A 26,629-nucleotide genomic window follows, 5' to 3' on the forward strand; every position below is an offset into this window, starting at 1 on the left:
TAGGCAATGCCATACCTTGTCTCGAAGTTCTGCGGAGTCTCCGCAGGACGTCACCAAGGACCTAGCGAGCATGAGGCTGTCTCAAGATGCTACGGGCGTTTTGGCTTCGGCTCAGAGCCCACACCACATGTGCATGGCTTTGCTTGTAGGCTTACACCGTGTCTGAGGCGCTATTCAATTTCGAGGCCAGCGACGAACCAGCCGAAACCACGGCTCCAGTTGAACGCCAGATTCACGACTATCAACTCGCAGCTATTCGGGAGGCCTTCGACGACGCTGGCATTGACGGGCAGGACCGGCGGCAGGAGATTGTACAAAGCTGTGTCTGGCGTCCAGTCTCTGCACTAAGGCAGCTCAAGGCCGCCGAAGCACATCGAGTACTCAATCGAATCAAGCAGATAGCCTCTGCCCAGCCACGCCCAGAAGGTGCCTCGAGCTGGGATCTCCGAGAAGAGGATACGTGGATCGACAAACTTTAATCCGCTGGCCGGGCATTTAGTGAGCAGCTGGGACTAAACCGAGCGCCTTCCCCGCGGTCTGCGGGGAACCTGGGCCTATCAGGACATATCAATTCAAACAGCGGATGCTGCGGCCACGGCCAGCCTGACCTGTCGACGATACATGCACCAGATGTGTGTTCTGCCCTGAGCGTTAACAAGGGAAACCTGAGACCCTGACGACGTATGGGCGGGGCTATGAACAGCAGGCCCTGTTTTACTCTGAGAACTGAGCTGTCGTGTCTTTTCAGAAACTCGTCGTAGCAACCTCTCAGATATCCATTCTTAGGCGGGCCATCAGCGGCTCCTTTGAAAACTGCTCAAATGTGGCCAGCCGACTACAACACGACGTAATGTCGATAATGAGGACCGACGTTTAGCCTAGGCATATGCCGACGATCTTGCGCTACGCTATTGCAATCGCGGATTTCTGATTGGCCGAAGACAAAAAGTGAGAGTGGCTGTCAAACCAGCCTGCTACGCAATGGAGAGATTATGAAAGCGACCACGGAGTCTGGCATGTTCGTCCTTCTTAGGGAAGATGGGACTTGGGTACCGCACTCTCAAGAAGCGCGGCTCGCGACTGCCGGCTTCAGAAAATCCGCGTGGGGCTCAACTCCGGCCAGCGTCAAGGCCCTAGAAGAGAACGAACCGCGACACGAGGAAGCTGGATACATGGACTTCGAGGTAAAACTCGGCAGGTTCACATGCTTGGCAATATACGTGTTCATCGACGAGCAGCTTGTCCGTGGGAAATACGCACTCATCGAAGAGTACCAAAATCAAAATAACTTCCTCAGCGCCTTCGATGAGCTCACAGATCTCGTAAGCAAGAAGTACGGTGCCGCCAAAGAGCAGAATACTTATTGGTTGAATGAGTTGTATAAAGACGACTACACCGAATGGGGAATGGCGGTATCATGTGGCCACCTCAGCAGATTCTCAACGTGGGAAACACAAGAAACCACCATCATCGCCGCAATCATGGGCGAAAACTTCGACGTAAGCGTGACAGTTGAGTACTCGGCAAACCAATTTGCAGGCCTTGAAGAGGCCATCGGGACGGCCGCCCTGCTTGAGGACCTCTAGCTTACGACCATCTAACACTCGTACTTTGAAAAGAGACGAGTACGTGGCAGCGCTAACTGGCCTTCTGCCCAAACCGGAAGGAATGCTGAACTCAGCCAACGCCTAATTCTCCCCTAGCTCTTCGGGACTATTCGTCTGTACGTTCGAGGAATTCCGGACCTGGGCGCTCTGTATGGGCGCGGGGTATCGTGATCCGTCTGCCGTGTGCATTGGGCCCCAATGTACAGTCGCGGGTGATCGATCTCCTGTGGGACAAAATCGAAGTTGCTAGGTCCGGAAGCTAATTGGTCTGAGTATTAGGTAGGTGCGGCCCGATGTAACCAACGATGATCTTTCCCGCAACTGCGGTGGCATCAACGTAGTGCAATCTCGGGGACACAAGTCCATGTTTAGCGATTCGGAAATGAGCTCCCATGAACATCTCGCCACGGGGGTCTACCTTCGTTGGTACGACAAGAGTGCGGGGAGCTGAAAAGCTCGGGTTGCTCTTAACCGACTCACTCTCGTCACGAGCATGACGGCCGGGATGGTAAGTACGGCCGCCCGGTGGCGGGCACTCTAGATACGCCTGAACACCTGGTATCTCGCTACCCTCCGCCTTAAAGCGTGCGTAGTCATTCAACGCCAAGACGATACTCCATGTCATATCGCACCACCGGCCAATGGCATCGTGGTCGTCCAGACTGGCCGTGACGTCTTTGTTTCCTGTGTAAATGACGTACTGGAGCTCGTCGAACGATTCCACCATGCTGTTGAAGTTTTCGGGAACGGCAACCTCGGGCTGCTCAGCATCGTCGAGCAAAGTCCAGTCGACATCACTGCCGCCGATCTTAGCCAGCATGCCCCGCAGTTTCATCTCCATCTCTTGGGCGCTTCGAGTCCGTGTGGACTGGGCTTCGAGCTGTTCCCATGTTTCCCAGGCATCAAGCTCAAGGTCATCAACGAGGTGGCGCAGTCGTGCCTGCTCAAGTGCTGCGGCATCAAGGGCCGAGGCCTTCTGATCGATCTTGGCTAGGAGGCGCGTGCTTAGTGCTTCGGCCGCAACACCCGCTTCCAGGAGCCCGCGAACCGCTTCCACAGCCTCAACCCATGTTTTGCCCTCCGCGTACTCCTCGACGAGCGAGCGAAGGGCCAAGTAGATTTCGGCCTGCTCCCCCAACGAATTGTCAGTCGCATCCATCGCAGCATGCTCTGTGACTGAATCTCGCTCGCGCGTTGTCTGCGATAGAACGGGCGCCTCCACTAGTTCATCTGCATCTTTAGCGGAAACCTCAATGACCTCAGGCGCAAGCATTCGCTCGGGCGATTTGGTGAGATCTGTGGATTCGTCATGAAGGACTGTAGGACCTAAACGAAGGTCCATTCGCGTTTCCAGATCGTCAAGCCGTCGGTCCAAAAGCCGGATGCTGTCGTCCAAAAGCGATGTCTGAGCCACCTCGCGCGCCTTGTAGCTAAGCGTCTTGCGGAGACGCCCGACATTCTGTGTAGCGATCGATTCGGCCGTTAAGAATCGGTGGCGTGCCGAATCTTGTGAGTCGTTGACATCAAGCTCAGGAAGGTACGTTCTCAGCATGCCGGGTTGCACGCCAAAACCAGCGCCAACACGTTGGTTGAACGTCATGGTTGCCTCGGAATCGAGCACGTAAGCCGATGCCTGTCCTGTTGTCTGTTTAAGGATGTTTCCGACAAACTCTGTCCATTCGCGCATAGGCAACCCGGGGCTGCTTCCCGCGATGAACGACAGTGTCCTCCGGCCTGGACGGCTGAGCAGCTGGATAAGTTCATCAACCTTCTGCGGCCGAACAACCACAGGCTGTTCGGTAAGGAGAACGCCGCGGTCAGAACACGAGAAGCTCCCGATCAGGGAACGAACGAGTCGGGGTGCCCCAGCCCACTCCGGTCCTTCCACATCCATCCAGAACCATGGACGCCCTTCCGGCGGCTGACGCACAGTAATGGTGGAGACCCATTCCCCGCCGGTGATTGCTCTGTCAGGACGAGCCGATGAGTGCACCCGAAGTCGTCCAACTCGGGAGAAATCCACATGACTCGAGCATGATCAGCAACCGCAACCTCGGAGTTGACTCTAAGGGCTTCCGTATCCAGCCCTTTACCCTGAAACCAAGCGAAGGTCGTGTCCAGCACATCTTGAACCACGTCGACATGCGAGCCTGGATTGATACTTAGCAGCGTTCGATAGCTCAGCATATTGTGTCCTTTCATCCGTCGCAGAAGTGAACCACGTTTGCCGACCTCTGAGAAACTTGCCACGCCCGTGCGCCTACCAGGAAACATGTCGGACTGGCTGGCCGCAGGCCCGAAGTCTCATCTCATCGCAGAAGCAATGCTGGCAATCCGTAGTGGTGAGCTAGGGACCGGGCCAGTAGCTGGGAGTAAGGCTCCCATCTCCATGGCACCTCGAACATACGTCTTTTGAGATCCAAGAGGAGGCTCGAACGAGCAGGGCCTCCGGATTCGACTACGCCGACTCGTCCCATGCCTCGGCGATGAGCTGCCCCAAGTAGGCCGCTAGCTGAACAGGCACTGCATTACCGATTTGTCGGGCTACTGCCGTCTTGGTCCCCATCCACTTATACGTGTCAGGGAATCCTTGGAGCCGTGCTGCCTCAAAATGAGTGATGGCCCGGTGGACGTTGGGATCGGGGTGGAGATACCGCCCCTTCTCGGGCTTAAAGAATTCCGTTCGAATTGTCACTGAAGGTTTCGTCCAATGCAGACGTCCCATGACGTCGCCCGACCCGCTCTTGTGCTTCTTCCAGCAATCGGCCAGGAGGTCAAAGGGAATATCGAAGCGATTCCCGCCAGCTGGGATCTTCGCGAAGCGCTTCAGAGATAGATCTGTGTAGTTGCGTGTCACGTGCAGCTCGGGTGTTGCGAAGGGTCCAGGCATCGTCACGCCGTCGACTTCTGTTCTCGTGTCTGGAAAATCACGCACGGACGTAATCCGAGGTATGACCCGCTGATTTCGTAACCCCGTAAAGGCGTCCTCTACACTGCGGTGCTTGCCTTTGAACGGTCCTTCAACGGGCACCGCCACTTCGGGTAGTCCGCGTCGCCGCCCAATCACGATTGTTCGCACTCTTGCTTGATAGGCTCCAAAGTCCGCTGCGTTCAGCAAGAGCGGCTGAAGCTCATAATTCTCGAGCGGCCCACCAACCAAGGTCCATGATTCGAGCTCAGCGAACTGCGGCGAAGTCAGAAACTGCCGCACGTTCTCGAGAACAAAGTATTGAGGCTGGGCTTGGATGATGGTCTCTGCGTATTTTCGCCAGAGGAAGTTCCTCTCATCGAGCACATCCTGTTTACCTAAGGCAGAAAACCCTTGGCAAGGAGGACCTCCGATAATCACATCAGCCTGGGGCACAGCGCCCTCGTCCAGCCACTCCTCGATCCCACCGGCATAGACGCGTGCCGCTTTATGGTTTTGCGCAAACGTGGCCGCGGCGTATTGATCAAGCTCGACTGCCACCACGGTTTCGTAGCGTTGGGTGGACTTGAATCCCTGGGTCATTCCGCCTGCGCCGGCGAAGAGGTCGATGAGGCGTAGACGTTGTGGCATGACCACTAGCTTAGCCGGCCACTACGACACTTTTGCCCAAAACGGCTGGCGCGCCAGTCTCAGGCACACCTAATCCTCAGACCTTCGGTTCACCACGCATGCCGGATGCCTACCAGCCAGCCAGCGGAGTATACATTTGGTTGTGGAAACGGGAGGCCCCGGATCTGGCAGCACAATATGAATGGACTAGGCACGCATGCACGCGGAGAAGCGCAAACTCATCGAGGTCTCAATGCCTCTCGAGGTCATCAACCGGGAATCAGCACGCGAAAAGTCCATCCGCCATGGACACCCGTCCACTCTCCATCTATGGTGGGCGCGACGCCCGCTTGCCGCGGCCCGTGCGGTTCTCTTCGCCCAGCTGGTCGATGACCCGTCCTCCCATCCGGACCTTTTTCCCACCGAACAGGCTCAGGCCACCGAACGCGCTCGCCTCCACCGCATCATCGAGCAACTTGTGGTCTGGGAAAACTCGAACAACAAGGCGCTCCTCAAGGCAGCTCACGCCGAGATCGTAAAGTCCGCTGGCCCGGACGGGCCACCCGCCATCTTGGATCCGTTTGCTGGCGGTGGGTCGATCCCACTCGAAGCTCAGCGCCTGGGTCTTGAGGCTCACGCCTCCGATCTCAACCCAGTGGCGGTGCTGATTAACAAGGCCCTTATTGAAATACCTCCGAAATTCGCTGATGCGCCTCCAGTCTTCCCTGGACTTTCTAATGGACAAGCGACTCCCTGGAACGGCGCGGAGGGATTGGCCGCTGATGTCCGTGCCTACGGTGAATGGATGCGGGATCTGGCGCACCAGAAAATCGGCCACCATTACCCCCAAGCTTCGCTCAGTGATAGCACGAAGGCCAACGTTATCGCCTGGATTTGGGCTCGAACCGTGACCTGCCCCAACCCATCCTGCGGTGTGGCGACACCCCTCGTACGATCATGGTGGCTTGGTAAGAAGAAGGGCAAGGAAGCGTACATCGTTCCGTCAGTCGATGATGGCAAGGTCACCTACTCTATCGGCAGCGATCCCACGAAGGCACCGAAGGGCAAGGCCGACGGAACGATGTCCGGTCGAAATGGTGCAACGTGTGTTGCCTGTTCCAGCACTGTTTCCACTTCTTATATCAAGGAAAAGGGGCTTGCAGGGGCTCTTGGGTCGTCACTCATGGCTGTTGTCGCCGAGGGCTACAGACAACGGTTGTACCTTGCGCCAGGTCCCGGGCAAGAAGCAGCCGCCGCAGTGTCGGCACCCGAAGACGTTCCAGACCAGGAGCTTGGCTTTGACCCGCGTAACTTGTGGACACCGGCTTATGGCCTCAATAAGTTCTCTGACCTTTTCACGCATCGGCAACTGGTGGCGCTTACGACCTTCAGCAACTTAGTCGCCGACGCTCGAGACAAGGTCCTCGCTGACGCCCTCGCCACAGGAATGGCCGAGGGAAGCCGTCTTGAAGCCGGCGGAACCGGCGCTGCCGCCTATGCTGACGCGATCGCCGCTTATTTAGGGCTGGGCGTCGGAAAGGCGACGGACTACCACAACAGTCTCTGTGGGTGGAGAAGCGACACCAAGAATGAAGGGGTAGGCCATTTATTCAGTCGGCAAGCCATTCCAATGGTGTGGGACTACTGCGAAGGAAACCCCTTCTCTAGCTCATCGGGAAACTTTCGTGACCAGTTCGTTTGGATCGCCAAGGTTCTTGGACGGCTTCCGCGACAGACACGAGCTTCAGTGCTCCAAATGGATGCCAGTAGTCGTGAATACGACAGGGCCGTCATTTCAACCGATCCACCCTACTACGACAACATAGGTTACTCAGATTTGTCCGACTTCTTTTATGTCTGGCACCGACGAAGCCTCCGGCAGATCTTTCCTTCCTTCATGAAGACTATGCTCGTGCCCAAAACGGAAGAACTTGTGGCCAACCCCTACCGCCACGACGGAAAAATCGGGGCAGAGAAGATTCTTCGAGTCGGGGTTTGAAACCGTGTTCGAACGCATGCGCAAGAATGCACGAGGAGATTATCCCATCACGGTCTATTACGCCTTCAAGCAGTCGGAAACAGGCAGCGGAGGAGAATCATCCACGGGCTGGGCTACCATCCTTGAGGGCATCGTCCGTGCCGGTTGGACTGTCACCGCAACATGGCCCGTTCGCAGCGAACTGAGTAACCGAATGATTGGTTCCGGAAAAAACGCGCTTGCATCGTCTGTCGTCCTCGCCTGCCGCCCGCGGAGCGAAGCCGCTCCCTCCATTGACCGCGGCGGGTTCCTGGCCGTCCTTCGCTCCGAGCTTCCCAATCAGCTACGACAATTACAAGAGGCTACTGTTGCTCCCGTGGACCTCGCCCAGTCAACTATTGGACCCGGGATGGCCGTTTTCACCCGCTATTCCAAGGTCACAGAGGCAGACGGAACGGCGATGCGCGTCCGGACGGCGCTCGAGCTAATCAACCAAGTCTTGGCTGAAGTGCTGAATGAGCTGGCAGGTGACTTCGATTCAGACACCCGATGGGCGATCAAATGGTTCGAGCAGAATGCCTTCGATGAGGGACGCTTCGGCGATGCTGAGAATCAGGCAACAGCACTCAACACTTCCATTCCGGGAATGGAGCGAGGCGGAATCCTTTCCAGCCGCGCAGGCAAGGTCCAGCTGTTTGCCCCAGCCAATCTGCCCAATGACTACGATCCTCGCCGCGACCAGCGTCTCAGCGTCTGGGAGGCTGGCCTTCATTCGGCCCGGGTCTTGGAATCCAAGGGTGTGGAGGCCGCGGGCCAGCTCGTTGCTAGCTTGAAGCAGACGCCTGGTTTGCGGATCGATTTGGATGCTGTGAAGGAACTCGCATACCTCCTTTACGCGATCGCTGAACGTAGGAACTGGTCCTCCATTGGCCAAACTTTCAACAATCTTGCTACGGCTTGGCCAGATATTCTGAGGGCCTCCGAATCAGCCACATTCACGACACAGACCGGATTCGACTTCGAGTCCCTCGACGACGAGTTCTAGAAAGGCACTTGGGGGCTACATGGCGTTAAGCAATCTCGACCGAATCGGCAAGGCACTCGATATTCTGGCGCAAGGCTTAGAGCCTTTCGTAGCCGAAGCCCTGCTATCCAAGGTGCCGCCGGGCAAGGACTGGACGATCATTCTGGCCGCCAAGGATGCACAAAACGGGGCGGCAAAACAGTACAACCGGCTCGATCCCAATGATCAACTCCGAGCACTCACGGAAAAACTGATTCCAGGATGGTTCCCCTTTGACGGCAAACTGTCCCGAGCAGAGCAGAATTTAGCTGGCGAAGCACGGGATATCCGCAACAACTGGGCACATCGGACACCGATCAATTTCGACGACGCCTATCGCGCGCTGGACACTCTCGAACGACTGTTGCGAGTGGTTGGGTACCCCCTTGGCGCCGATCAGATAAGGGCGTCCCGCGAGGATCTGCGCAACAGCAATTTCCAAAAAGAAGTCAAGAAGGCGACCACCTCAGGTGTCCTCACGGAAACGGGGTCGTCTACTACCAAAGCTTGGCGCGAGGTCGTCCAACCGCACGCGGATGTCATAACGGGAACCTTCAATGCAAGTGAGTTCGCTGCTGATCTTCACATGGTGGCGCAAGGTGTAGGATCCGAAGAATACGTCGACCCTGTGCAGTTCTTCCACCGCACCTATCTGACTGAAGGCCTGAAGGATCTCCTCGAGAAGGCCGTTCGCCGCATTAGCGGAGATCTCAATGCTCCCCCGGTGATCAACCTCCAGACTAATTTCGGCGGCGGAAAGACCCACTCGATGCTCGCGCTCTGGCACATCATGTCAGGCCACGGACTCGGGGACTACCCTCAGGAAATTCAAGAGCTCCTCAGCGGCACCGACCTCCGGCCGTTCGGAACGTGCCAGCGCGCAGTCCTCGTGGGCAATCACATCGCCGTTGCGCCGGGGAAGAACACCGCCAAGGCCGACGGCACTGTCGTAAACACCTTATGGGGCGAACTCGCTTGGCAGCTCGGGGGGGCCGAGGGCTACGACATCGTAAAGGAATCAGACACCTCCGGCACGAACCCAGGCGCCAGCCTTAGGACACTGCTGAGCCGCTACACACCGTCGCTCATTCTTATTGACGAATGGGTGGCATACGCTCGGCAGCTGTATGCGCGGGACGGCTTGCCGGCTGGCACCTTCGACACGCAGTTCACCTTCGCTCAGACACTCACGGAAGCTGCGAAATCAGTTCCCGGGGTCATGCTGGTGGTCTCGATCCCAGCGTCAGACCACACCTCGGAAGGCCAACAGGATTCGTCGTCGGACCTCGAAGTCGGCGGCGCCAACGGCAAAGCTGCACTCGAGCGTCTTCAAAACGTGGTCCGCCGGGTGGCAGATCAGTGGCGGCCAGCGACATCCCGGGAATCATTCGAGATCGTCCGCCGCCGGCTGTTTGAAGCTCCTTCCGGTGACGCTTCCGTTGACATCTCTTCAACAGCACGACAGTTCGCGGAGTTCTACAGAAATCATCGCGATGAGTTCCCTGTCGAAACCATGGATCGTGAATACGAGCGCCGCATCGCCGAGGCGTACCCTATCCACCCGGAGCTGTTCGAGCGTCTCTACCGCGATTGGTCCACGCTTGAGAGGTTCCAGCGAACACGCGGCGTGCTGCGGCTTATGAGCACAGTGGTCCACGAGCTGTGGACGGCTGGTGACCAGAGCCCTCTAATCATGCCGGGCAGCGTCCCGCTTGACACCGACGGTGTTCTCACTGAGATCACACAGTATCTCGATGACCAATGGAAGCCGATCATAGATGCCGACGTCGATGGCTCAGCATCTACTCCAGCGCGGATAGATGCTTCGAGGCCAGCGTTTCATCAGCGACTTCTGTCGCGACGCTTGGCACGAACTATTTTCCTGGGCTCCGCGCCAACGCTCCGCAGCGCACACAAGGGCATTGAGCGTCAGCACGTTGCCCTTGGAGTCGCCATTCCCGGCGACGTTGTGGGAAACTTTGGCAGCGCGCTTCAGCTCATGTCAGAGCAGGCCACGTACTTTTATTCCGAGTCCAGCCGCTATTGGTTCGATGTCCAGGCCTCTGTGAGCCGCAAGGCTAAGGACATTGCCGAGCGACTGCACCATGAAGACGTCTGGCAGGAGATTGTGGACCGCCTCAACAAAGTCGAGGGACGCGCAACTTCCGCTTTCACCGGAACAGTCGTGGCGCCGTCGTCCTCCTCTGACGTACCTGATGTGGAAGGCGTTCGGCTTGTCCTCCTTCACCCTATGCACCGTCACCGAAACAAGTCTGAAACTAGCGACGCACTGGCGTTCGCTCACGAGGTGTATGAACACCGCGGGTCGGCGAATCGGCAACACCGGAACACGGTTGTGTTCCTGGCACCTGACGAGAACGAGTACGCTTCGCTTGATACTGCGGTCCGTGACTTCATTGCATGGCGCGACATCAACGGTCAAATCGATGACCTCGGGCTGACTCGCCAACAAGAAACCCAAGTAAAGGCTCGACTCGCGGAAAGCCGCAAGGCCGTAGATCTCCGACTGTCCGGCACGTACGTATGGGCCCTCGCGCCCGAAATCCATGAGGGCCACGCTGTCCAATGGTCCAAGCAGAAAATCGGCAGCGGCGGTGAGTTGCTCTCGGAGCGGACAGGCGTGGCCCTGATCCGCTACGATTCGCTGCGTGTGGTCAACGCGCCCGCCGCGATCAAGCAAGCCTTGGATGGGCGGTTGAGGGCACGCTGGAACGCTGGCCACATCACAGTAGGCGAGTTGTGGGGATACTACACGCAGTACGCCTACCTGCGGCGTATCCGCGACCGCTCAGTCCTGGAAGCAGGTGTGCGCGCCGTGCTTAATCTGCCTACCTGGAGCACCGAGGGCTTCGCCTTGGCCGAGGGGTACGACGAAGCTTCGGGGGACTTCCTCGGGCTAGCAATTCCGATGACTGAAGACTCGTTTGGGACAATCAGTGACTCGACTCTGTTGGTAGATCCAAGGTTGGCCGAAAAGCAGCGGGAACGAGAGGTGCTGAGGTCACACGCAGCCATCGACGCGCCCTTGGACACATTTGAAGACAGAACCTCCGACGGCAAGGAAGGCCTGACGTCGGGGCTGCCGTGGGAGCAGATGGAACCGAGCAGGCGTGAGCGCGCCAAGAACGTAAGGTTCACCGGCACCTTCTATGCGCGAGTCGAAGCGCTCAAAACGGATCTTCAGAAGGTCTACGACGAGGTACTGAGTCATCTTGCGGCCATCCCCGACGCCGACATCGAGGTTTCAGTCGAGGTTATTGCCAACCGCGCGGCAGGATTTGATGCCGACACCGTACGTGTGGTCCACGAGAATGCCACGCAGCTCAGGTTCGAGTCAGCTAAATTCGAGGACGAGTCATGACAAGTGTGGATCTCTTTGGCCGCGAGGAGGCTGTAGAACAGGTCACACTCCCCATCGATTCAAAAGCTATGGAGGGTCTGGGAAAGCACCACACGCTAAGCTCGGCTGTCGCCGACCTTATCGACAACAGCATTAGTGCTGAAGCCAATGCGGTGCTGGTTCGATTCCTGCAAAGTCAGGGGACCATCATCGGTGTGCAAATTGTCGACAACGGAAAAGGGATGACTCCGCAGGGGCTCCGCGACGGGATGACGGTAGGCAGACGTCGAGACTACCGACCAGCTGAACTCGGTCATTTCGGGATGGGCCTCAAAGCAAGCTCACTCAGCCAGGCCAATGTGCTCAGTGTGTGGACCAGGGCGGCGAATAATGATCCAACCGGCATGCGAATGACGAAGGACTCAATGATGAATGGCGCACAGTGCGACATCCTCAGTAAGTCCTCAGCTCTTGCCCACCTCTACGCGTCCGACTACGGTTTCGATCTCACGACAGGCACAGTGGTGCAGTGGTCGGACGTGCATGGAATGTCCGCGGCCGACAATCTCGCCGACCAGACCCGTTGGTTCGAAAATGCGCTGGTGGCTCTCAAATTAGAACTGTCAGTCATTTTCCACCGGCTTCTGGAGACAGGTGCGGTGGATATCTATGTTGACGTGTTCGACGCGGATAGGTCAGCGCCGGGCCTAAGTTCCAGGCTTGAACCAACGGACCCCTTTGACTACAGGCAAAGCGGAAACGATGACTACCCTATGAAGCTGATAGGGCATGTAGGCGATCAGGAGTTCACGCTCGAGTGCCATATTCTGCCGGCTGGCGGAGCTACCCCCTCCGCACGTCTGCTGGGCAAGGACAGGGAGCATCATCAGGGAATTTTCGTGTACCGCCGCGACCGACTACAGCATCTCGGCGGATGGCCCAAACTCCTCCCCAACGAGAAGGCCCTGCAATTGGCGCGGGTGATTTTCGACGTCGGTACCGGCATCGACGAGCACGTCAAGATCAATCCAGAAAAGACCGGTGTGCAATTCACCCCTGCACTAACGACTGCGATCGATAGGGCGGTCAGCAGCTCAGGAGTATCCTTTCGACAGTACTTGGACGCAGCGAGAGGCGCCTTCAAAGAGTCCAACCGACGTACAAGAGAACATCGACGCTTCGCACCCATGGGACGTGGCTTCTCCGATGCCAGTAGGACGATGATTGCATCCAACGAAAAGATGCTGCGGCCTAATTCCGATCCCATCCAAATAAGTTGGAAAGCCCTCAGCGTGGGACTATATGAGATTGATCTCGAAGGTCGAGTAATTTATCTGAATCAAAACTACCGCGAAATCATCAATGGTGGCGTAAAGGGTGCAACCAACGACGCGCAGCTGATCAAAACTCTTCTTTTCTTACTTTTAGAAGAAGAGTTTCTCAAATCCCACCTCCAAAAAAATAGACAACAAGATCATTTCCGTATATCACTCGCACTCGAGCACGCGCTGAAGGACGATGTTAATCGAGTCACCACTGTCCATAAAGAGAGTAACGATGAGTAACATCCAACACCGTTTTTTTGACCCTGATTCACTGGAACGCCTGTTTGGAGAGCGTGAAATTTCCAGACATCGTGTCATCGAATCTCCACGATGCGAAATCACCATCGACCCAATCCACGAAGAAATAGCGTTGACCGCCCCCGCCGACGGAGCCGAGCCGGACGTCAGCAAATTCAACAGAATCTCTTTTACCGTTCTGGGCGATGGTCCAGCCAGCGAATTCGAGGTCCGGGTAGATGCCACCGATGCCCATTTCGAGGCTTACAACATTCTGACTGCGATAATCGATGAGCTTTTCGCCGGTTCCAGCTTTGCGCGGGCAACAACGGAAGCACTTGGAAACTACAAGGCTTTACTACGCGGAAAAAGCGGCTTGAGCGCAGAACAGCAGCACGGTCTGTACGGCGAACTGCTCCTCATGCGCCAGCTCATCTCCCTGATTGGCGAAGCCAGTGCTGTCGACGCATGGTTGGGACCTGCGAGCGAACAGCACGACTTTGTCTTTAGCGCATTCGACGCCGAATGCAAGACGACCACGAGCGAGAAACGGATCCACGTAATCGGATCCGCTTCCCAGCTCGAAAAGAACCCGGGACGAGACTTGTGGCTAATTTCCGTTCAGATCACTAGGGCGGGGCTGGATTCCGGTGAGTCTTTGAACGAACTGGTAACCGACGTCGCGCAGTCGTTGGACACTGAAACCGAGCGGTTTTGGGGTTATCTACGAGGTTTGGGCTGGCGCCGCGAGGACGCCGATCTGTATTCACAGCGGTTTATGCTTCGTAGCCCCATCCAGACCTACCTTGTCACCGACGATTTCCCCGCAATTACGACCGCTGCGCTGATGTCCGTTGTGCCGCACTTCGAAACTGTCAGTGATGTGTCCTACCGTGTAGATGTCAGCAGCCGCGAGCCAGCCGCTGCACCGGCTCCACTCAATCAAGCAATTTACACCGACCAACTGGTCTAGTCACGAAGGGACGGGTCCTATGGGGGAAACGTTGTCATCATCCGCTGTTCGAGAAGCCATCATCTCCCAGTTGAAGGTCATGGGTGCCGGCCGCCCGAAGTCACTGTTGGTTCGCGTCAACAACGAGCTCAAGATCGAAGATCTGCCGAGCTTGGCTGAGGAAGAGTTGATCTCAGCTATCACTGCGGAGAACGTCAACGATTCCATCAGAATGGAATTCCAGCTCGCTTTGGCTCGTTGGGACGCCACCTCCCAGGGCGAGTGGCTCGAAGGCTCAGAGCCTGCGACCATCGGACGCCGTGATCGAGTCCTTACCCTTCTCGGCTTCAGTGATGATGCCAAGGACGTGGTGAACAGCCAGTGGCCGGTGCGCGCCGACGAAGGAGACATCGTAATCGCCACTGAGGCTGACCCATGGTACACAGAGGAGCGCGCAAAGCAGCATTCGTTCTACTGGCCAGCCTACCGCGCTGTTCTCGCCAATAAGGGGTGGCCCGCCCGAGGCTATAGCAGATTTGGACGTTAGCACACGTGAAGTCGTCAGTCGGCTCAGTGACCCAACAAACGAAACACTGTACCAATCAAAGGGATTGGTTGTGGGCTATGTACAGAGCGGGAAGACAGCACAGTTTGCAGGAACTATTGCTAAGTCTATCGACGCTGGCTACCGGCTAATTATCGTCCTCGCGGGAACACTTAACATGCTGCGGACTCAGACTCAGCGACGCCTCGATATGGAGCTGGTGGGTAAGGAAAATATCATAGGCGGCATGGACGTCGACGATCCGGATCACCGCAAGGAAATCGACTACTTGGACGATACGGACTGGGACAAGTTCTTGTCTCACGGCGTTCAACCATCTGATGCTGGCTTCGTGGACATTGTTCGTCTGTCGGGATATGCAGATGACTACAAGCGCCTCAAAAAGGGACTAAATGCCCTCGAGTTTCGCACCGGTCTCCGCGATAAGACAAAGCCGCTCTACCATCCGGATAACCTATACAAGGCCGATGCAAAAATTGTCGTAGTAAAGAAGAATACGACCGTTCTCAAAAAGCTAGTTTCTGACCTCAAGTCACTGAAAATCAGCCTTGCCGAGATTCCCACACTAATCATTGATGATGAATCAGACCAAGCGTCTATCAGTACAAAGCGCCCAACGGCGGCGGAGAAAAAAGAGCGTACGGCAGTCAATCGCGAGATCACAAATTTGCTGGGCACCCTTAAGCGTGCCCAGTATGTCGGCTACACGGCCACTCCCTTTGCGAATGTTTTTGTCGACCCTGACGATGCTGCGGATATCTTCCCAAATGACTTCATAATTGCCCTCAAGCGACCAACGGGTTACATGGGCGCTCAAGATTTTCACGATCTTGGGATTGAATTCGAGACAGACTCCAAATCATTCAAAACATCCAACGAGGTAGCGTTCGTTCGGTCGGTCCAGGGAGATGACCCAGAAGACGTAGAAAGGTCTCTGAGAAGTGCCCTCGATGCTTACCTTCTGTCCGGTGCTATCAAGCTGTATCGAGCAGATAAGTCTGAGCTAACATTCCGACATCACACGATGCTCGTTCACGAATCGGTGAAAATGATCGAGCACCGGGACACGGCCGACCTATTGCGTGAATTATGGGCGCAGGGCGGCTACTCATCCTCGGGCCTGCCGCGGCTCGAAGAACTGTGGAATGAGGATTATCACCCTGTCAGCGAAGCTCGAGCGGAAGACGAATCGCTAATCCCATCATCGTTTGATGAACTAATGCCATATATAGGCAAAGCTCTCGACAAAATCAACTCTAGCCAGAACCCTGTTCTCGTGGTTAATGGCGACAAAGATCTGCAGACGCACCAGGAAGCGCTTAACTTTGATCGTGGTTCCGTTTGGCGCATCCTCGTAGGCGGCACAAAGTTAAGCCGAGGTTTCACAGTTGAGGGCCTCACTGTCTCTTACTACCGCAGAAAGACGTTGGCTGCGGACACTCTGATGCAGATGGGGCGGTGGTTCGGATTCCGAGGCGGATACAAAGACCTGGTTCGCCTATATATTGGACGCGCCGAGCTCAGCGGTCAAAAATATTTCGACCTCTACGAGGCCTTTGAGTCCATAGTTATCGACGAAGAGCTTTTCCGCGAGGAGCTTGCTCGCTATGCCGAACTCGACGACGAAGGGAAGCCGCAGGTTCGTCCAAGGGACGTACCGCCACTCGTCACTCAGCATCTCCAATGGCTGGCACCGACGGCCGCAAATAAACGATACAACGCAGTTGTGACCGAGCGAGGGGAAGGCGGGCGCCTGAAGGATCTCAACGCACTTCCGGCGCAGGAGGACGCTATCAACCGGAGTAACTTCCAGGCTGTTAAGCCGCTACTTGAGAGTGCTATCAGCGACGCCACCTTCGTTACAGATTCGGGATCAACCTACGCAGCGAAGTACGGGATCGTCGCAGCTGGCGATTTTATCAAGGTCTTGGAAGACACCAAGTTCAATGGAACCTTCGATCTTGAACCTCAGCTTGAATTTCTCAAGAAGGCGGAAGCCGACGGCCGGATCAAGGATTGGGTTGTCATTGTTCCTGAACTGGCTGAAGGTACCAGAGTCTCTGTTGATGGAATGCCGCTCAGCATACTCAAGCGGAAGCGTCGCGAGGAGCGACAGTGGGCATTTTCTGGCAGTTCAAGAAGGCAACGCGTCGCGGTGGAAGCGATCGCTGATCCGCGCCAGCAGGACGGCGTCACGAACCTGGTGGAGTCTCTCCGCGCTCAAACACGGGGGGCAATCCTGCTGACACCAGCCCATGACCCCCGGGGCAAGCATGCCGTTAGTAACCCTTCAACACTCTCCGGCGATGTGGATCCCGCTCTTATCGCGGTAATGATCTCCTATGCTGCGCCCTACGCAGCGGCACCAAAGGGAAAGATTGGATTCACGGTTCGCAGCCAGCGGAAGGCCGCTGCTGCCATTTTGTCCCCGGAAGACGAAGGTTTTCATCTCAGCGACCACGAAGCTAGGATCGCGGCGGGGTGAATGTCCCCCGGTGTGGCGGCGGTAAAGCCGCCACACGTTCCGATGAGTAACGAAAAGCAAGGTGCCTATGAACTCTCGAATCAGGAAGTGCCTCGGGGGTACCCCGCCCACTCTTGCAGTGCGCTATCAGGATATGTAAATCTCTTTAGTCACTTAAACAATCTCGAGGGTAGCGATTGCCGTTACAAGTGGCTTCCGGTTCCATTCTGTAAGGTGATGCGAAACTGATGTGATGCTGTAACGCGCATCCTCACTGCGCGCTTCAATAAGCTGCTCCTCAAGATGGCGGCGGACTGATTCGAGCGCCTGAGCCGGACTCTCCGCTAGATGCCCGGATACCGATGATATGACGCGCTGGGCGTATCCATTATTCGTCGACATAGTTCCCTCCTGCATAAATGTTGAAGCTTGACGCTACGATCGAGGACGTATTGATCATCACTAAGATAGACGTAACTTCGGTCTTTCCGGAGGGACTGCTACGGCACACCACCTCAGCACAGTCTTCACACGGCCGAAGTCATTTGGATGCAAGACCCCAACGCCCTTTTGGCTTTGAATGCCCGAACTGAATCGGCGGCCCTGCTACTTAGTTGCGATATGCCGAGAGAGTTTGCAGGTGTAGTGGCGCCGGCACCCTGAGACTACGTCCGTCCATGCTTCATCTGATGGGGAGCGGCCTGCGGAGTTGCCAAGGTGGCTCCGGCGGGCCACGCCGTCGTCGAGCGTTGGTCGCCGCCGCTATCTGAGCGCTTCCGCCTTCCGCGGAAGTTCCAGACGTTCACCAACCACCGGCAGCTGCACCAAGAACACCGAACCCAGCACCAGCACCGCACCAACCACTTGCCACCCCGACAACGACTCCCCCAGGAACGCGAACCCCAGCACCGTAGCAACAAGCGGGCTCAGGAATCCCAGGAACGACACCACCATCGTGGGCAGGCGTTGGATGCCTCGGAACCACACCGCGTAGGCGGCCAGCGCACCGATGACGCTGAGGTAAGCAAAGCCCGCCAGGTTCGCGCCTGACACCTCTCCAGGCAGCCCTTCGACGACCAAAGTCACCGGCAGGAGCATGACGCCACCCATAGCCAGCTGCATCCCAGTGAAGCCGAGCAGGCCCACACCGTCGGGCCTCCCCCAGCGCTTGGTGAGGACTATGCCGGCCGCCATGCTCAGCGCCCCAGCCATCCCGGCTACGACGCCAATGACCGTCAATGTTGCGTCGGACCGCAGAACAAGCAAGCCAACACCTGCCGCTCCAACGCCACAGGCCACGATGTGCGCCGCGCGGATCTTCTCCCCCAGCAGCAGCACGCCAAGGAAGAGTACGAACAGGGGCTGGACGGACCCGACCAGCGCTGCAACACCTCCGGGCAGTTGGTACGCGGTGAAGAACAGGAGGAAGAAGAACAGCCCAATGTTGAGTGCACCCAACGCAGCGGCCTTGAACCACCAACTCCCCCGCGGCCAGGTTCGGGTAACGAGCATCAGAACGATGCCCGCCGGTAGAGCCCGGACCGTTGCTGCCAAAAGGGGTCGGTCAGCGGGAAGAAACTCTGTGGTCACCAGGTACGTGGAGCCCCAGACCATTGGCGCCAGTGCGGTGATGAAGAGGTCGCGGGGCGATGCCTTGGGCAGGGCGGACCCTCTGGGTTTGCTGCTGACAGTCTCTATACTCGCGGACATTGTTCACTTCCATACATTTCGATGTCGAACTATTTGATGTAAGACAATGTAGGTGTTGTACTGTTTGAGGTCAAGCCTTGGAGGGACGATGGACCGCGACGCAGTAGACATGATTCTTGAGCAGTGGAACAAGGAGCGCCCCGACCTCGACGTCGGTTCCATGGGTGTCCTCGGCCGACTCAACAGGGCCAGTCGCTTGGCTGCTCTCGACGTTCAGAAGTTCATGAACCAGTTCGGGCTGGAGCCGTGGGAGTTCGATGTCCTGGCTACCCTGCGGCGGTCGGCGGCCGAAGCTCCGCTAACACCCGGGCGACTGGCCAGCCTCACCATGATCGGCTCCGCAGCCATGACAAACCGCGTGGATCGGCTCGTGTCCCGCGGGTTGGTTCATCGGGAGACCAACTCTGAGAACCGCAGGCAACTGCTGATCAGCCTCACACCCGAGGGGCTCGCCTTGGTAGATGAAGTGGTGGAGCACCATGTGGAGAATCAGCAGAGGATGCTCGAGGGCCTCACCAAATCCGAGCGGACACAGCTGGCGAACCTCTTGCGGAAGTTTTTGCTGACAAACAACGACGGCGAGCCGGGCTAAGGACAAAGCAGTGCCCTTACAGCCTCACCTTGTAAACATGGTGGGTGGATTCAACGGGGAAGTCATCCGTGAACTTCCCGTCCTTCACGGCGATGGTGCGGTTCTCGTTCACCACCTCAACCGCCTTGGGAGTGACACCCGTTGGCAGAGTGAAGGTCCGCTGCCCGGTCTGCGCGTCCTGCGTCATCGCGAAAATGTAGGCGTCCCCGTTGTAGCTTTTCAGCATGGTGTCCAGGCCGTCCCCGAAGTTCCACACATAGCTCTGCGTGTTCAGAACGGGAGCCAGAGCCTTCACTTCCGCGTTGATCTCACCCATGGCCTGCACCTGATCCCGGGAGCATGCGGTGTTGTGGATGCGGACATCGGCGAGCGCATCTCCAGACATGCACGGGTTATCGGCGCCACCGCCGGGTGACTGCGTGAACCACACGATTCCGCGCGACTCGTGGATGAGCATCGCCCACACCTGGGCCTTCACCCTGTCCGGCGTCATCTGGTCGGACAGGTCATGCTCACCTTCCGGGCTAAGCACGGTCGGGACCATCCAGATGGGCGAGTACACACCCCTCGCGGCGTTGACCTCCTGCATCACCTGCATGGCTTTCGCGTACGCCGACGACGTCTGGCAGGTGGCCGTCGTCGTCGGGTTGTATCCCTGGGGTGTGCGCAGCCGCCAATCGCGGCAGGCACCTGCGTAGTAATAGTTGGACGTCGAGGACACGTCCACGGTCTCCCAATAACGCTTGGTAATGTCCATCGGTGCGTCGTAACTGATGAGGGACGGGGTCCAGTTGGCGTAGGTAAACCGACCCTCCTCCTTGGCCTTCAACTCTGCGATGGTCTGGTTCATGTGGGCTACGCCCTCATCCCAACCGAACCTGCCATCTACTTCGTCGTCGACGTAGTTGCCCGGGAGCTGCGCCCAGTCATCCGGTGCGTTCTTCACCTTCATGAGCGAGAACATGCCGTGCTGATCGAAGAGGGCATAGTCAGTGTCCGGGTTCAGCTGGACGTAGAAGTTGATGCCATGTGCTTTGTCGAACTGCATCTGCTCGCCGTTACCCGATGCGTACCAAACTCCGATGGGGAAGAAGCCCGGGTCGTCCCACCCCGCGGCGTCGGCCTTGCTGAACTTCTTGTAGAAATCGGGACCTCCGTCCCAGGGAATCCTGGGGAGTTTGGCCAAAACCGCAGGAGGCGTTGCGGATGGCGAACCTGTGGATGAGGCGGACGCCGTGCCTGTGGGGATTGCTGACGAGCTCGACGGCGATGCGCCAGGGTCCGCTGTTCCGATGCAGCCGGTGAGTAACAGGACGGCAACCGATGCTGCCGCTGTGAAGTAGCGAACCCGCCTCATTGCTCCTCGATTCCGTCCTGACCGGTGAAACCTGAATGTCTATAGGATGACAGGGCTTTCCGTCAGCCCCTAACAAAACTTCGGCGATCCGGATAAGCTCCGGTCCATCGCGTGATGGCTATGTTGCTAATGGGGGTAACAGTGATGTTCCGATCAGGGTCGACTACTACTGCACGGCGCACTACTCATGCATTGCGAAGGGTTCGAAGCCGGAGGCGCCCACTTTTCCTTGGTGCAGCTGTGGCCATGGTTGCGGTCTTTTTCGTAGGCCTCGCAGTGGTTCCTGCTCAAGCAGACAAGACTGCCACCCGCGCCTCAACCGTCCCCAGCAACAACTGGGACTACGTCACCATCAATACCAGCTACTTTCACGACGTTCTTGCCCGCGACACAGCAGGCGACCTCTGGGTGTACCCGGGTGACGGCCTTGGCGGCTGGAAGAAGCCCCGCTTCAAGATGGGCGAAGGCTGGAACGTGATGACCGCCATTGTCGGTCCGGGCAAGTTCCAAAGCGAGTTCACGGACGACCTCCTGGCCCGGGACGCGAATGGCGACTTGTGGCTCTACCCCGGCACGGGCGGCGGAATTCTCAAGCCCCGGATGCACGTGGGTGTCGGCTGGAACGTCATGACGGCTCTGGTGGGACCTGGGGACTTCAATGGCGACTACCTGCCAGATCTCATGGCCCGTGATGCGGAGGGGCGTCTCTGGTTGTATCCAGGAGATCACCTCGGCGGTTGGCTCCCCCGGTTCCAAATCGGCGAGGGCTGGAACGTGATGACGGCCCTTATTGGTCGCGGCGATTTCAACGAGGACCGGAAAATGGACCTCCTTGCCCGGGACACCAGCGGCCGCCTCTGGCTGTACCCAGGAAACGGCACCGGTGGGTGGCTACCGCGGATGCAAGTCGGCGAAGGTTGGAACACCATGACCGCAATCATCGCCACCGGCAACTTCGATAACAATTACGTGGGGTACTCGCAGATCATCGCGCGGGATACCAATGGCATCCTTTGGCTCTATCCGGGTATTGGAAGCCGCCATCTGGAGCCGCGGAAACAGATCGGAGAGGGCTGGAACATCATGACCGCGCTGGTCTGATCCTTCCACCTTGCTGAATCTGGTGGAGACGACTGTTTATCCGCCAGACGTCCAGCCGCGCTCGTGAAGTCGCTCAACGCCGTCGAGCAGCAGATCGAGAGCGAACTCAAACTCAAACTGGTCATCACAACCGTGACCCACAACTGACGTGTCGTCGTGGGCGGCGGCCAGGGCGATCTTCAGCAGGTGCGGATGGCTCTCGGCCATGTGCTGAACCATCGCTGTCTGCGCATCAGGCGTGATCTCGGATGGCCCTTCTGAGTCGTCAAACACTTCCTGGGTGAATCCCCACATGCGGCTGCCCAACGCGTGCATGACGTGATGGGTGAGGTCGGGTGTCAGCCCGCCAGCCAGAAACAGCCCGGCGAGGGTGTCCATGTACTCCAGCACCGCCGGTGTTGTAGTTGTCCTGGTCTCGATCACGGAACGGGCCCACGGGTGCACCATGAGGGCCCGCCGTGCCGAGAGCACTCTCAGCCGGACAGCACTCTTCCAATCTGCATCGCGGATTGGAGGATCGATCTCGCCCACAATGGTGTCCACCATGCCGTCGAGGAGTTCCTCCTTGTTGGCCACGTGCTTGTAAAGGGCCATCGGTACGACGCCGAGGTCCTGCGCGAGGCGTCGCATGCTGAGCGCGCCCACGCCAACCTCGTCTGCAAGTTCGACGGCGGCGCGAAGCACACGCTCCCGGTTCAGGGGAATCCTGCGCGTCTCCATTTGTTGGCTCATGGGACCTCCAGCCTGAACGCTTACGCCAACCATTGACAGTGTGTACAGCGTACACCTACGCTTTCCCTCATAAAGGTGTACGCCGTACACCTACGAATCAAAGGGCCAGACCATGAGACCAGAGAGCTCCATCGCCGTGTTCCGTAGCCGTTTCAGCCGGGCGCAATGGCCTGTCCCCACTGGATTGATCTTCCTCAGCCTCATCCCGGTAATCGCCGGAGCAGCCCGCCTCTCCGAACTGACGGGCCGCGGGGCCGTGACGCCACAGAACGAGCGGTTCTTCGACTCACCCATACCGGTGGTCACCCACATTGTCTGCGTCACCGTCTACTGCCTGCTCGGGGCCTTCCAGTTCGTCCCGTCGCTTCGCAGCAGCAGGCGCAAGTGGCACAGGATGACGGGGCGCATTCTCGTTCCTGCCGGCCTGCTTGCCGCACTCTCCGGCTTGTGGATGTCCATGTTCTACGCGCTACCCGACGGCGACGGCGAGGCACTCCTGATACTTCGGCTCATCTTCGGATCGGCCATGGCGGTAAGCATCGTCCTCGGATTCATGGCTGTTCGGCGCCGGGACTTCCTTGTGCACAGTGCGTGGATGACCCGGGCTTACGCAATCGGTCTCGGCGCAGGAACACAAGCCCTTGTGTTTCTACCTTGGATTCTTGCTTTCGGCCCTACGGACGAGTCGACCCGGGCGGCGCTCATGGGGGCCTCTTGGGTTATCAACCTCGCCGTAGCTGAGTTGGTCATTCGCCAGCGGGCAAGGAAACCGACGTCAGCGTCAGCGCCCCATCCTGTGAGGCGATCCGTTCAGACCTCAGTGAAATCGTCACGATAATCTGCGCGCCCGCCGCGGCTCGGGAGTGCGCGGGTTGTCATTTCGGAAATTTCCGACATATCATCATCGAGTGCTTCCCGACGTCTTCGGCGCCCTCGCGAACCCTTCGCGGCGTACCATCCTCGATAGCCTCCGTGAGGGTCCATCAACGGCGGGCGATCTCACGGGCCGCCTGGACCTCAGCCGCTCTGCAGCCTCCGAGCATTTGGCGGTCCTGCGGGACGCTGGACTGATCCGTGAGGAACGGCAAGGCCGGAACAGGATCTATCACCTTGAGGCCGAGGGCCTGCGGGATGCCAGCAACTGGCTGAAGCACTACGAGCAATATTGGAACCAGAGGCTCGACGCCCTGGCCGAACTATTGGATGAGGAAACCACTCCATGACCGAAAACGCCATCAGACTCGAGCGCACTTTCCCGCACCCCAAAGAGGCAGTGTGGGCTGCCCTGACCACCCCGGAACTGCTCGCCCGCTGGTGGGCTGCCGGCGACATCGCACCCGTGGTAGGCCACCGCTTCACCATGGACATGGGCGGCTGGGGCCAGCAACAATGCGAAGTCCTCACGGTGGAGCCCGGCTCAGCCATCATTTTCATGTTCGCCGAGGGAGTCCTGGACACCACCATCACGTGGGCTTTGGAGTCCACCGAAACCGGCACCGTCCTTCACTTCGAGCACGCGGGCTTCAACCTTGACACCCCCATGGGCCAGCAAGCCCTCGAGGGGATGGGCAACGGATGGCCGGGCCTTCTCGCGCGGATTGAGCAGGTCCTGGTTAGCGTTAGTTAGACACAATGGCCCGAAATTCAATGAATAGGAGAGGATCCCTAGGCGGCATCTGAGACGAAAGATTCGAATTTGACAACAAAGGATTGCCGGAAGAAAGCGGACGCAGTCCGTAATCATTGTTTGTTGACAAGCTGATCCCCTATATTTGTGCTATAGGAACTGCTTTTCAATCCCCGGATATCCAAGATATGTTGCCTACGGACACTAAAACTAAATTGATTTGACTAACTGCAAATCGACCCCCTAGGTTAGCAATGCACTCACAGTGGGTGTATTGAAAGGGGGACTTCATGAATTCACGAGATATGCGCGGTATCGTGCTCAAGAGAATTGTCTCAGAACGGACCAGCGTGAAATTATGACCCTGAGACTAGATAACATCTCGAAGTCTTTCGGAAACATAAAAGCCGTCCACGAGTTGAGCTTTAGCTGCGCCCCGGGGACGATTACCGGGTTCATCGGGCCAAACGGGTCCGGGAAATCCACCACGCTCAGAATGATCGCGGGCCTGACCCGGCCGGATGCCGGCTCCATTACGATTGCTGGCTCGCCCTTCCACGAACTGCTGAACCCAGGGGAACAGATAGGCTTCCTGCTTGACCCTTCGGCGCACCATCCCGGCAGGTCGGCCCGCGAAACAGTCACCTTGACCGCCGCAATGATGGGGCTTCCCATTCAGAGGGTGGATGCCGTTCTTGAGTCCGTAGGTCTAGCCAGCGCGGGTCGTCGAAAAGTACGGTCCCTGTCCCTGGGCATGCGCCAACGCCTTAGTTTGGCCATCGCACTTCTGGGAGATCCCAAGTACCTCGTCCTGGACGAACCAGCCAACGGGTTGGACGTCGAGGGAATGAGCTGGCTGAAGGCATCCATCCGGCGTTTTGCCGCAGACGGTGGTGCAGTTCTCATCTCAAGCCACTTGCTGAATGAGCTTGAGTCGTACGTCGATCGCGTAGTAATCATTGACCGCGGCCGCGTGATCTCCAACTCATCCATAGGAGACCTGGGAGGAACGGAAGTCACTGAAGTCGATGGCCCCCACAGGTCTGAAATCAGGCGCGTCCTGCAGGCCGAGGGAATCGCACTGGCCGATGCCCCTCATTCCGCCAATGAGCGAATTTCAGTGATGTCGTCACCGGAGCACGTCGGTGAAATCCTTTGGAGGAATGGCATCCAAGTGAGCCTACTGCACAGAAAGCCGTTGGAATCATTGGAAAGTTACTACAGTGAACTGACTTCCCCGGAGTTTGCAGCGGTCTCCAGGACGGAGGAGGGGAAATGAGCGGCATCAGCAGTCCGGTATCGAACCCCATCGGCGTTGCCGTCTACGTCGAAATGCGAAAACTCATAAATACCCGCAGCTCACGATGGCTTCTATTTAGCATGACGCTTCTCGGCATCCTGATGATCGTCGCGTTCGTGGCCGTCTCAGCAAGCCGCAATGAGCCGATTGACATGTCCATGATGCTTGCTGCGTTGGCGTTGCCCGCTGGCATAGGCGCGCCAATTATTTCGATTCTCGCGATTACCTCCGACTGGCAGCACCGCGACAACGTGAAGTTCTTCGTATTACAGCCAAGGCGGGGAGTGTTGCTTCTTGCAAAGTACATCGCTGTGGCAATCTTTGGTCTCGCCACAATGCTGGTGATTTGTGCTGTGGCATTCGCCGTATCGGCAGGCTTCTCCGTTTTCACGAGCTCGGACATCATGTTTGGAAGCCTGAGCAGGAGTGTCTGGCTACTGGTTTGTGCCACTCTGGTTGGCGTCATGTCCGGGGCAGCTGTCGCTTCCGCGCTCCTGTCTACGCCACTCGCCATTGTCTTTGTGCTGTTTCAGTCTTTTGTGTTCGACTCGTTGATTGGTCTGGTCGCTGGAGATGCCACGCCATTTCTTCAATCAGCCACCTTCACCAACGTTCTGACTGAAGGCGGCAACGCTGCAGCTGCCGCATCTTCAGCTGTCATATGGATCCTTATTCCTTGTGTGATCGGTATCTGGAGAAACCGAACCAAGGATGTTGTCTAACCGCATGAGGCGGGAATGGAGTAACTCGATGAAAACCAGCGCTCAGCAAGATCTTGTGTATGCATTGAGGCGACGGGGAATCGCTGAAAACATGATTCCCGGACTCCTCAAAGAAGCCAATGAAAAGAGTCTGAGCCTGGGCGATCAGTTCAGTGTGTCTGACTTCGTGGCGGGCGTACCCCGCGGCACCGGCCTGTCCAAGGGCACGAAGATTGGGCGCCTGGCCGCCATTTTCATTCTGGTCGGTATCGCCGCGCAGCTGTTTCTCAGTGGCGTACTAGGGGTGCACCTTGGGTTTCCCGGCGTCCTCTATTACTACGGTGCGGTACTCCTGGGGTTGAGTGTCCTTGTCTTTTCGGCGTACCGCGTTGACCGTAAATTGCCTCGGCTCTAACCCT

22 protein-coding genes and 1 pseudogene are annotated in these 26,629 nt (G+C 57.5%); 18 read left to right on the forward strand and 5 right to left on the reverse strand.

Annotated features, from left to right (window positions below; all coding sequences use genetic code 11):
* Positions 1-158 precede the first annotated feature (158 nt).
* Positions 159-479 carry a hypothetical protein gene (locus ACTAQJ_RS10700; RefSeq protein ID WP_498701985.1) on the forward strand — a complete coding sequence of 107 codons (321 nt, stop codon included), beginning with the start codon at positions 159-161 and terminating at the stop codon, positions 477-479.
* A gap of 513 nt (positions 480-992) precedes the next feature.
* Positions 993-1,586, forward strand: coding sequence for a hypothetical protein (locus ACTAQJ_RS10705; RefSeq protein WP_498701986.1), 594 nt, complete (start codon positions 993-995; stop codon positions 1,584-1,586).
* Positions 1,587-1,866: 280 nt separating this feature from the next.
* On the opposite strand, the gene ACTAQJ_RS10710 is transcribed toward ACTAQJ_RS10705, so the two are convergent.
* Both ACTAQJ_RS10710 and ACTAQJ_RS10715 read right to left on the reverse strand, forming a co-directional pair.
* Complete coding sequence (locus ACTAQJ_RS10710; RefSeq protein WP_498701987.1) at positions 1,867-3,294, reverse strand: hypothetical protein; 1,428 nt, start codon at positions 3,292-3,294, stop codon at positions 1,867-1,869.
* Between the two features lie 771 nt (positions 3,295-4,065).
* On the reverse strand, positions 4,066-5,166 hold the full coding sequence (locus tag ACTAQJ_RS10715) for a DNA cytosine methyltransferase (RefSeq protein ID WP_498701988.1): 1,101 nt from the start codon (positions 5,164-5,166) through the stop codon (positions 4,066-4,068).
* Between the two features lie 232 nt (positions 5,167-5,398).
* On the opposite strand from ACTAQJ_RS10715, the pseudogene ACTAQJ_RS10720 reads away from it, so the two are divergent.
* From ACTAQJ_RS10720 to ACTAQJ_RS10755, 8 genes and pseudogenes are all read left to right on the forward strand, one after another.
* Positions 5,399-5,551, forward strand: a pseudogene (locus ACTAQJ_RS10720) (DUF1156 domain-containing protein); the annotation flags it as partial.
* Between the two features lie 255 nt (positions 5,552-5,806).
* A complete protein-coding gene (locus ACTAQJ_RS10725; RefSeq protein ID WP_498702255.1) occupies positions 5,807-7,144 on the forward strand; it encodes a hypothetical protein in 1,338 nt (445 codons plus the stop codon).
* A gap of 16 nt (positions 7,145-7,160) precedes the next feature.
* Positions 7,161-8,168, forward strand: coding sequence for a DUF8807 domain-containing protein (locus tag ACTAQJ_RS10730; RefSeq protein ID WP_498701989.1), 1,008 nt, complete (start codon positions 7,161-7,163; stop codon positions 8,166-8,168).
* Positions 8,169-8,187: 19 nt separating this feature from the next.
* Positions 8,188-11,568, forward strand: a complete 3,381-nt coding sequence (locus ACTAQJ_RS10735; RefSeq protein WP_498701990.1) for a Swt1 family HEPN domain-containing protein — start codon at positions 8,188-8,190, stop codon at positions 11,566-11,568.
* Positions 11,565-13,112: an ATP-binding protein gene (locus tag ACTAQJ_RS10740; protein WP_498701991.1), complete on the forward strand. Its 1,548-nt coding sequence runs from the start codon at positions 11,565-11,567 to the stop codon at positions 13,110-13,112. Before ACTAQJ_RS10735 ends, ACTAQJ_RS10740 begins: the two co-directional genes overlap by 4 nt.
* Complete coding sequence (locus ACTAQJ_RS10745; RefSeq protein WP_498701992.1) at positions 13,105-14,082, forward strand: PD-(D/E)XK motif protein; 978 nt, start codon at positions 13,105-13,107, stop codon at positions 14,080-14,082. The genes ACTAQJ_RS10740 and ACTAQJ_RS10745 overlap by 8 nt, the downstream gene beginning before the upstream one ends.
* Positions 14,083-14,101: 19 nt before the next feature.
* Positions 14,102-14,608 (forward strand): hypothetical protein, encoded by a 507-nt coding sequence (locus tag ACTAQJ_RS10750; protein WP_498701993.1) that lies wholly within the window; start codon positions 14,102-14,104, stop codon positions 14,606-14,608.
* Positions 14,598-17,111, forward strand: a complete 2,514-nt coding sequence (locus tag ACTAQJ_RS10755; protein ID WP_498701994.1) for a Z1 domain-containing protein — start codon at positions 14,598-14,600, stop codon at positions 17,109-17,111. The genes ACTAQJ_RS10750 and ACTAQJ_RS10755 overlap by 11 nt, the downstream gene beginning before the upstream one ends.
* Before the next feature lie 741 nt (positions 17,112-17,852).
* Here the strand turns inward: ACTAQJ_RS10755 and ACTAQJ_RS10760 are convergent.
* On the reverse strand, positions 17,853-18,800 hold the full coding sequence (locus ACTAQJ_RS10760) for an EamA family transporter (RefSeq protein WP_498701995.1): 948 nt from the start codon (positions 18,798-18,800) through the stop codon (positions 17,853-17,855).
* Positions 18,801-18,888: 88 nt separating this feature from the next.
* Between ACTAQJ_RS10760 and ACTAQJ_RS10765 the strand changes: the two genes are divergently transcribed.
* Positions 18,889-19,392, forward strand: coding sequence for a MarR family winged helix-turn-helix transcriptional regulator (locus ACTAQJ_RS10765; protein ID WP_498701996.1), 504 nt, complete (start codon positions 18,889-18,891; stop codon positions 19,390-19,392).
* A 16-nt stretch (positions 19,393-19,408) separates the two neighbouring features.
* Here ACTAQJ_RS10765 and ACTAQJ_RS10770 read toward each other — a convergent pair whose 3' ends face one another.
* Positions 19,409-20,749, reverse strand: a complete 1,341-nt coding sequence (locus tag ACTAQJ_RS10770) for a hypothetical protein (RefSeq protein ID WP_498701997.1) — start codon at positions 20,747-20,749, stop codon at positions 19,409-19,411.
* Between the two features lie 246 nt (positions 20,750-20,995).
* Between ACTAQJ_RS10770 and ACTAQJ_RS10775 the strand changes: the two genes are divergently transcribed.
* Positions 20,996-21,850 carry an FG-GAP repeat domain-containing protein gene (locus tag ACTAQJ_RS10775; protein WP_498701998.1) on the forward strand — a complete coding sequence of 285 codons (855 nt, stop codon included), beginning with the start codon at positions 20,996-20,998 and terminating at the stop codon, positions 21,848-21,850.
* Between the two features lie 36 nt (positions 21,851-21,886).
* Here ACTAQJ_RS10775 and ACTAQJ_RS10780 read toward each other — a convergent pair whose 3' ends face one another.
* Positions 21,887-22,582, reverse strand: a complete 696-nt coding sequence (locus tag ACTAQJ_RS10780; protein WP_498702000.1) for a TetR/AcrR family transcriptional regulator — start codon at positions 22,580-22,582, stop codon at positions 21,887-21,889.
* A gap of 112 nt (positions 22,583-22,694) precedes the next feature.
* Here ACTAQJ_RS10780 and ACTAQJ_RS10785 point away from each other — a divergent pair, with 112 nt between their 5' ends.
* From ACTAQJ_RS10785 to ACTAQJ_RS10810, 6 genes are all read left to right on the forward strand, one after another.
* Positions 22,695-23,420, forward strand: a complete 726-nt coding sequence (locus ACTAQJ_RS10785; protein ID WP_498702001.1) for a DUF2306 domain-containing protein — start codon at positions 22,695-22,697, stop codon at positions 23,418-23,420.
* 70 nt (positions 23,421-23,490) lie between these two features.
* Positions 23,491-23,805, forward strand: coding sequence for an ArsR/SmtB family transcription factor (locus ACTAQJ_RS10790; protein WP_498702002.1), 315 nt, complete (start codon positions 23,491-23,493; stop codon positions 23,803-23,805).
* Complete coding sequence (locus tag ACTAQJ_RS10795) at positions 23,802-24,209, forward strand: SRPBCC family protein (protein ID WP_498702003.1); 408 nt, start codon at positions 23,802-23,804, stop codon at positions 24,207-24,209. Before ACTAQJ_RS10790 ends, ACTAQJ_RS10795 begins: the two co-directional genes overlap by 4 nt.
* 358 nt (positions 24,210-24,567) lie before the next feature.
* On the forward strand, positions 24,568-25,488 hold the full coding sequence (locus ACTAQJ_RS10800) for an ABC transporter ATP-binding protein (protein WP_498702004.1): 921 nt from the start codon (positions 24,568-24,570) through the stop codon (positions 25,486-25,488).
* Positions 25,485-26,231 carry a hypothetical protein gene (locus ACTAQJ_RS10805; protein WP_223936171.1) on the forward strand — a complete coding sequence of 249 codons (747 nt, stop codon included), beginning with the start codon at positions 25,485-25,487 and terminating at the stop codon, positions 26,229-26,231. The genes ACTAQJ_RS10800 and ACTAQJ_RS10805 overlap by 4 nt, the downstream gene beginning before the upstream one ends.
* 28 nt (positions 26,232-26,259) lie before the next feature.
* On the forward strand, positions 26,260-26,625 hold the full coding sequence (locus tag ACTAQJ_RS10810; protein WP_498702005.1) for a hypothetical protein: 366 nt from the start codon (positions 26,260-26,262) through the stop codon (positions 26,623-26,625).
* Positions 26,626-26,629: the final 4 nt, after the last annotated feature.

The sequence above is a fragment of the Arthrobacter sp. alpha11c genome (assembly GCF_054149985.1).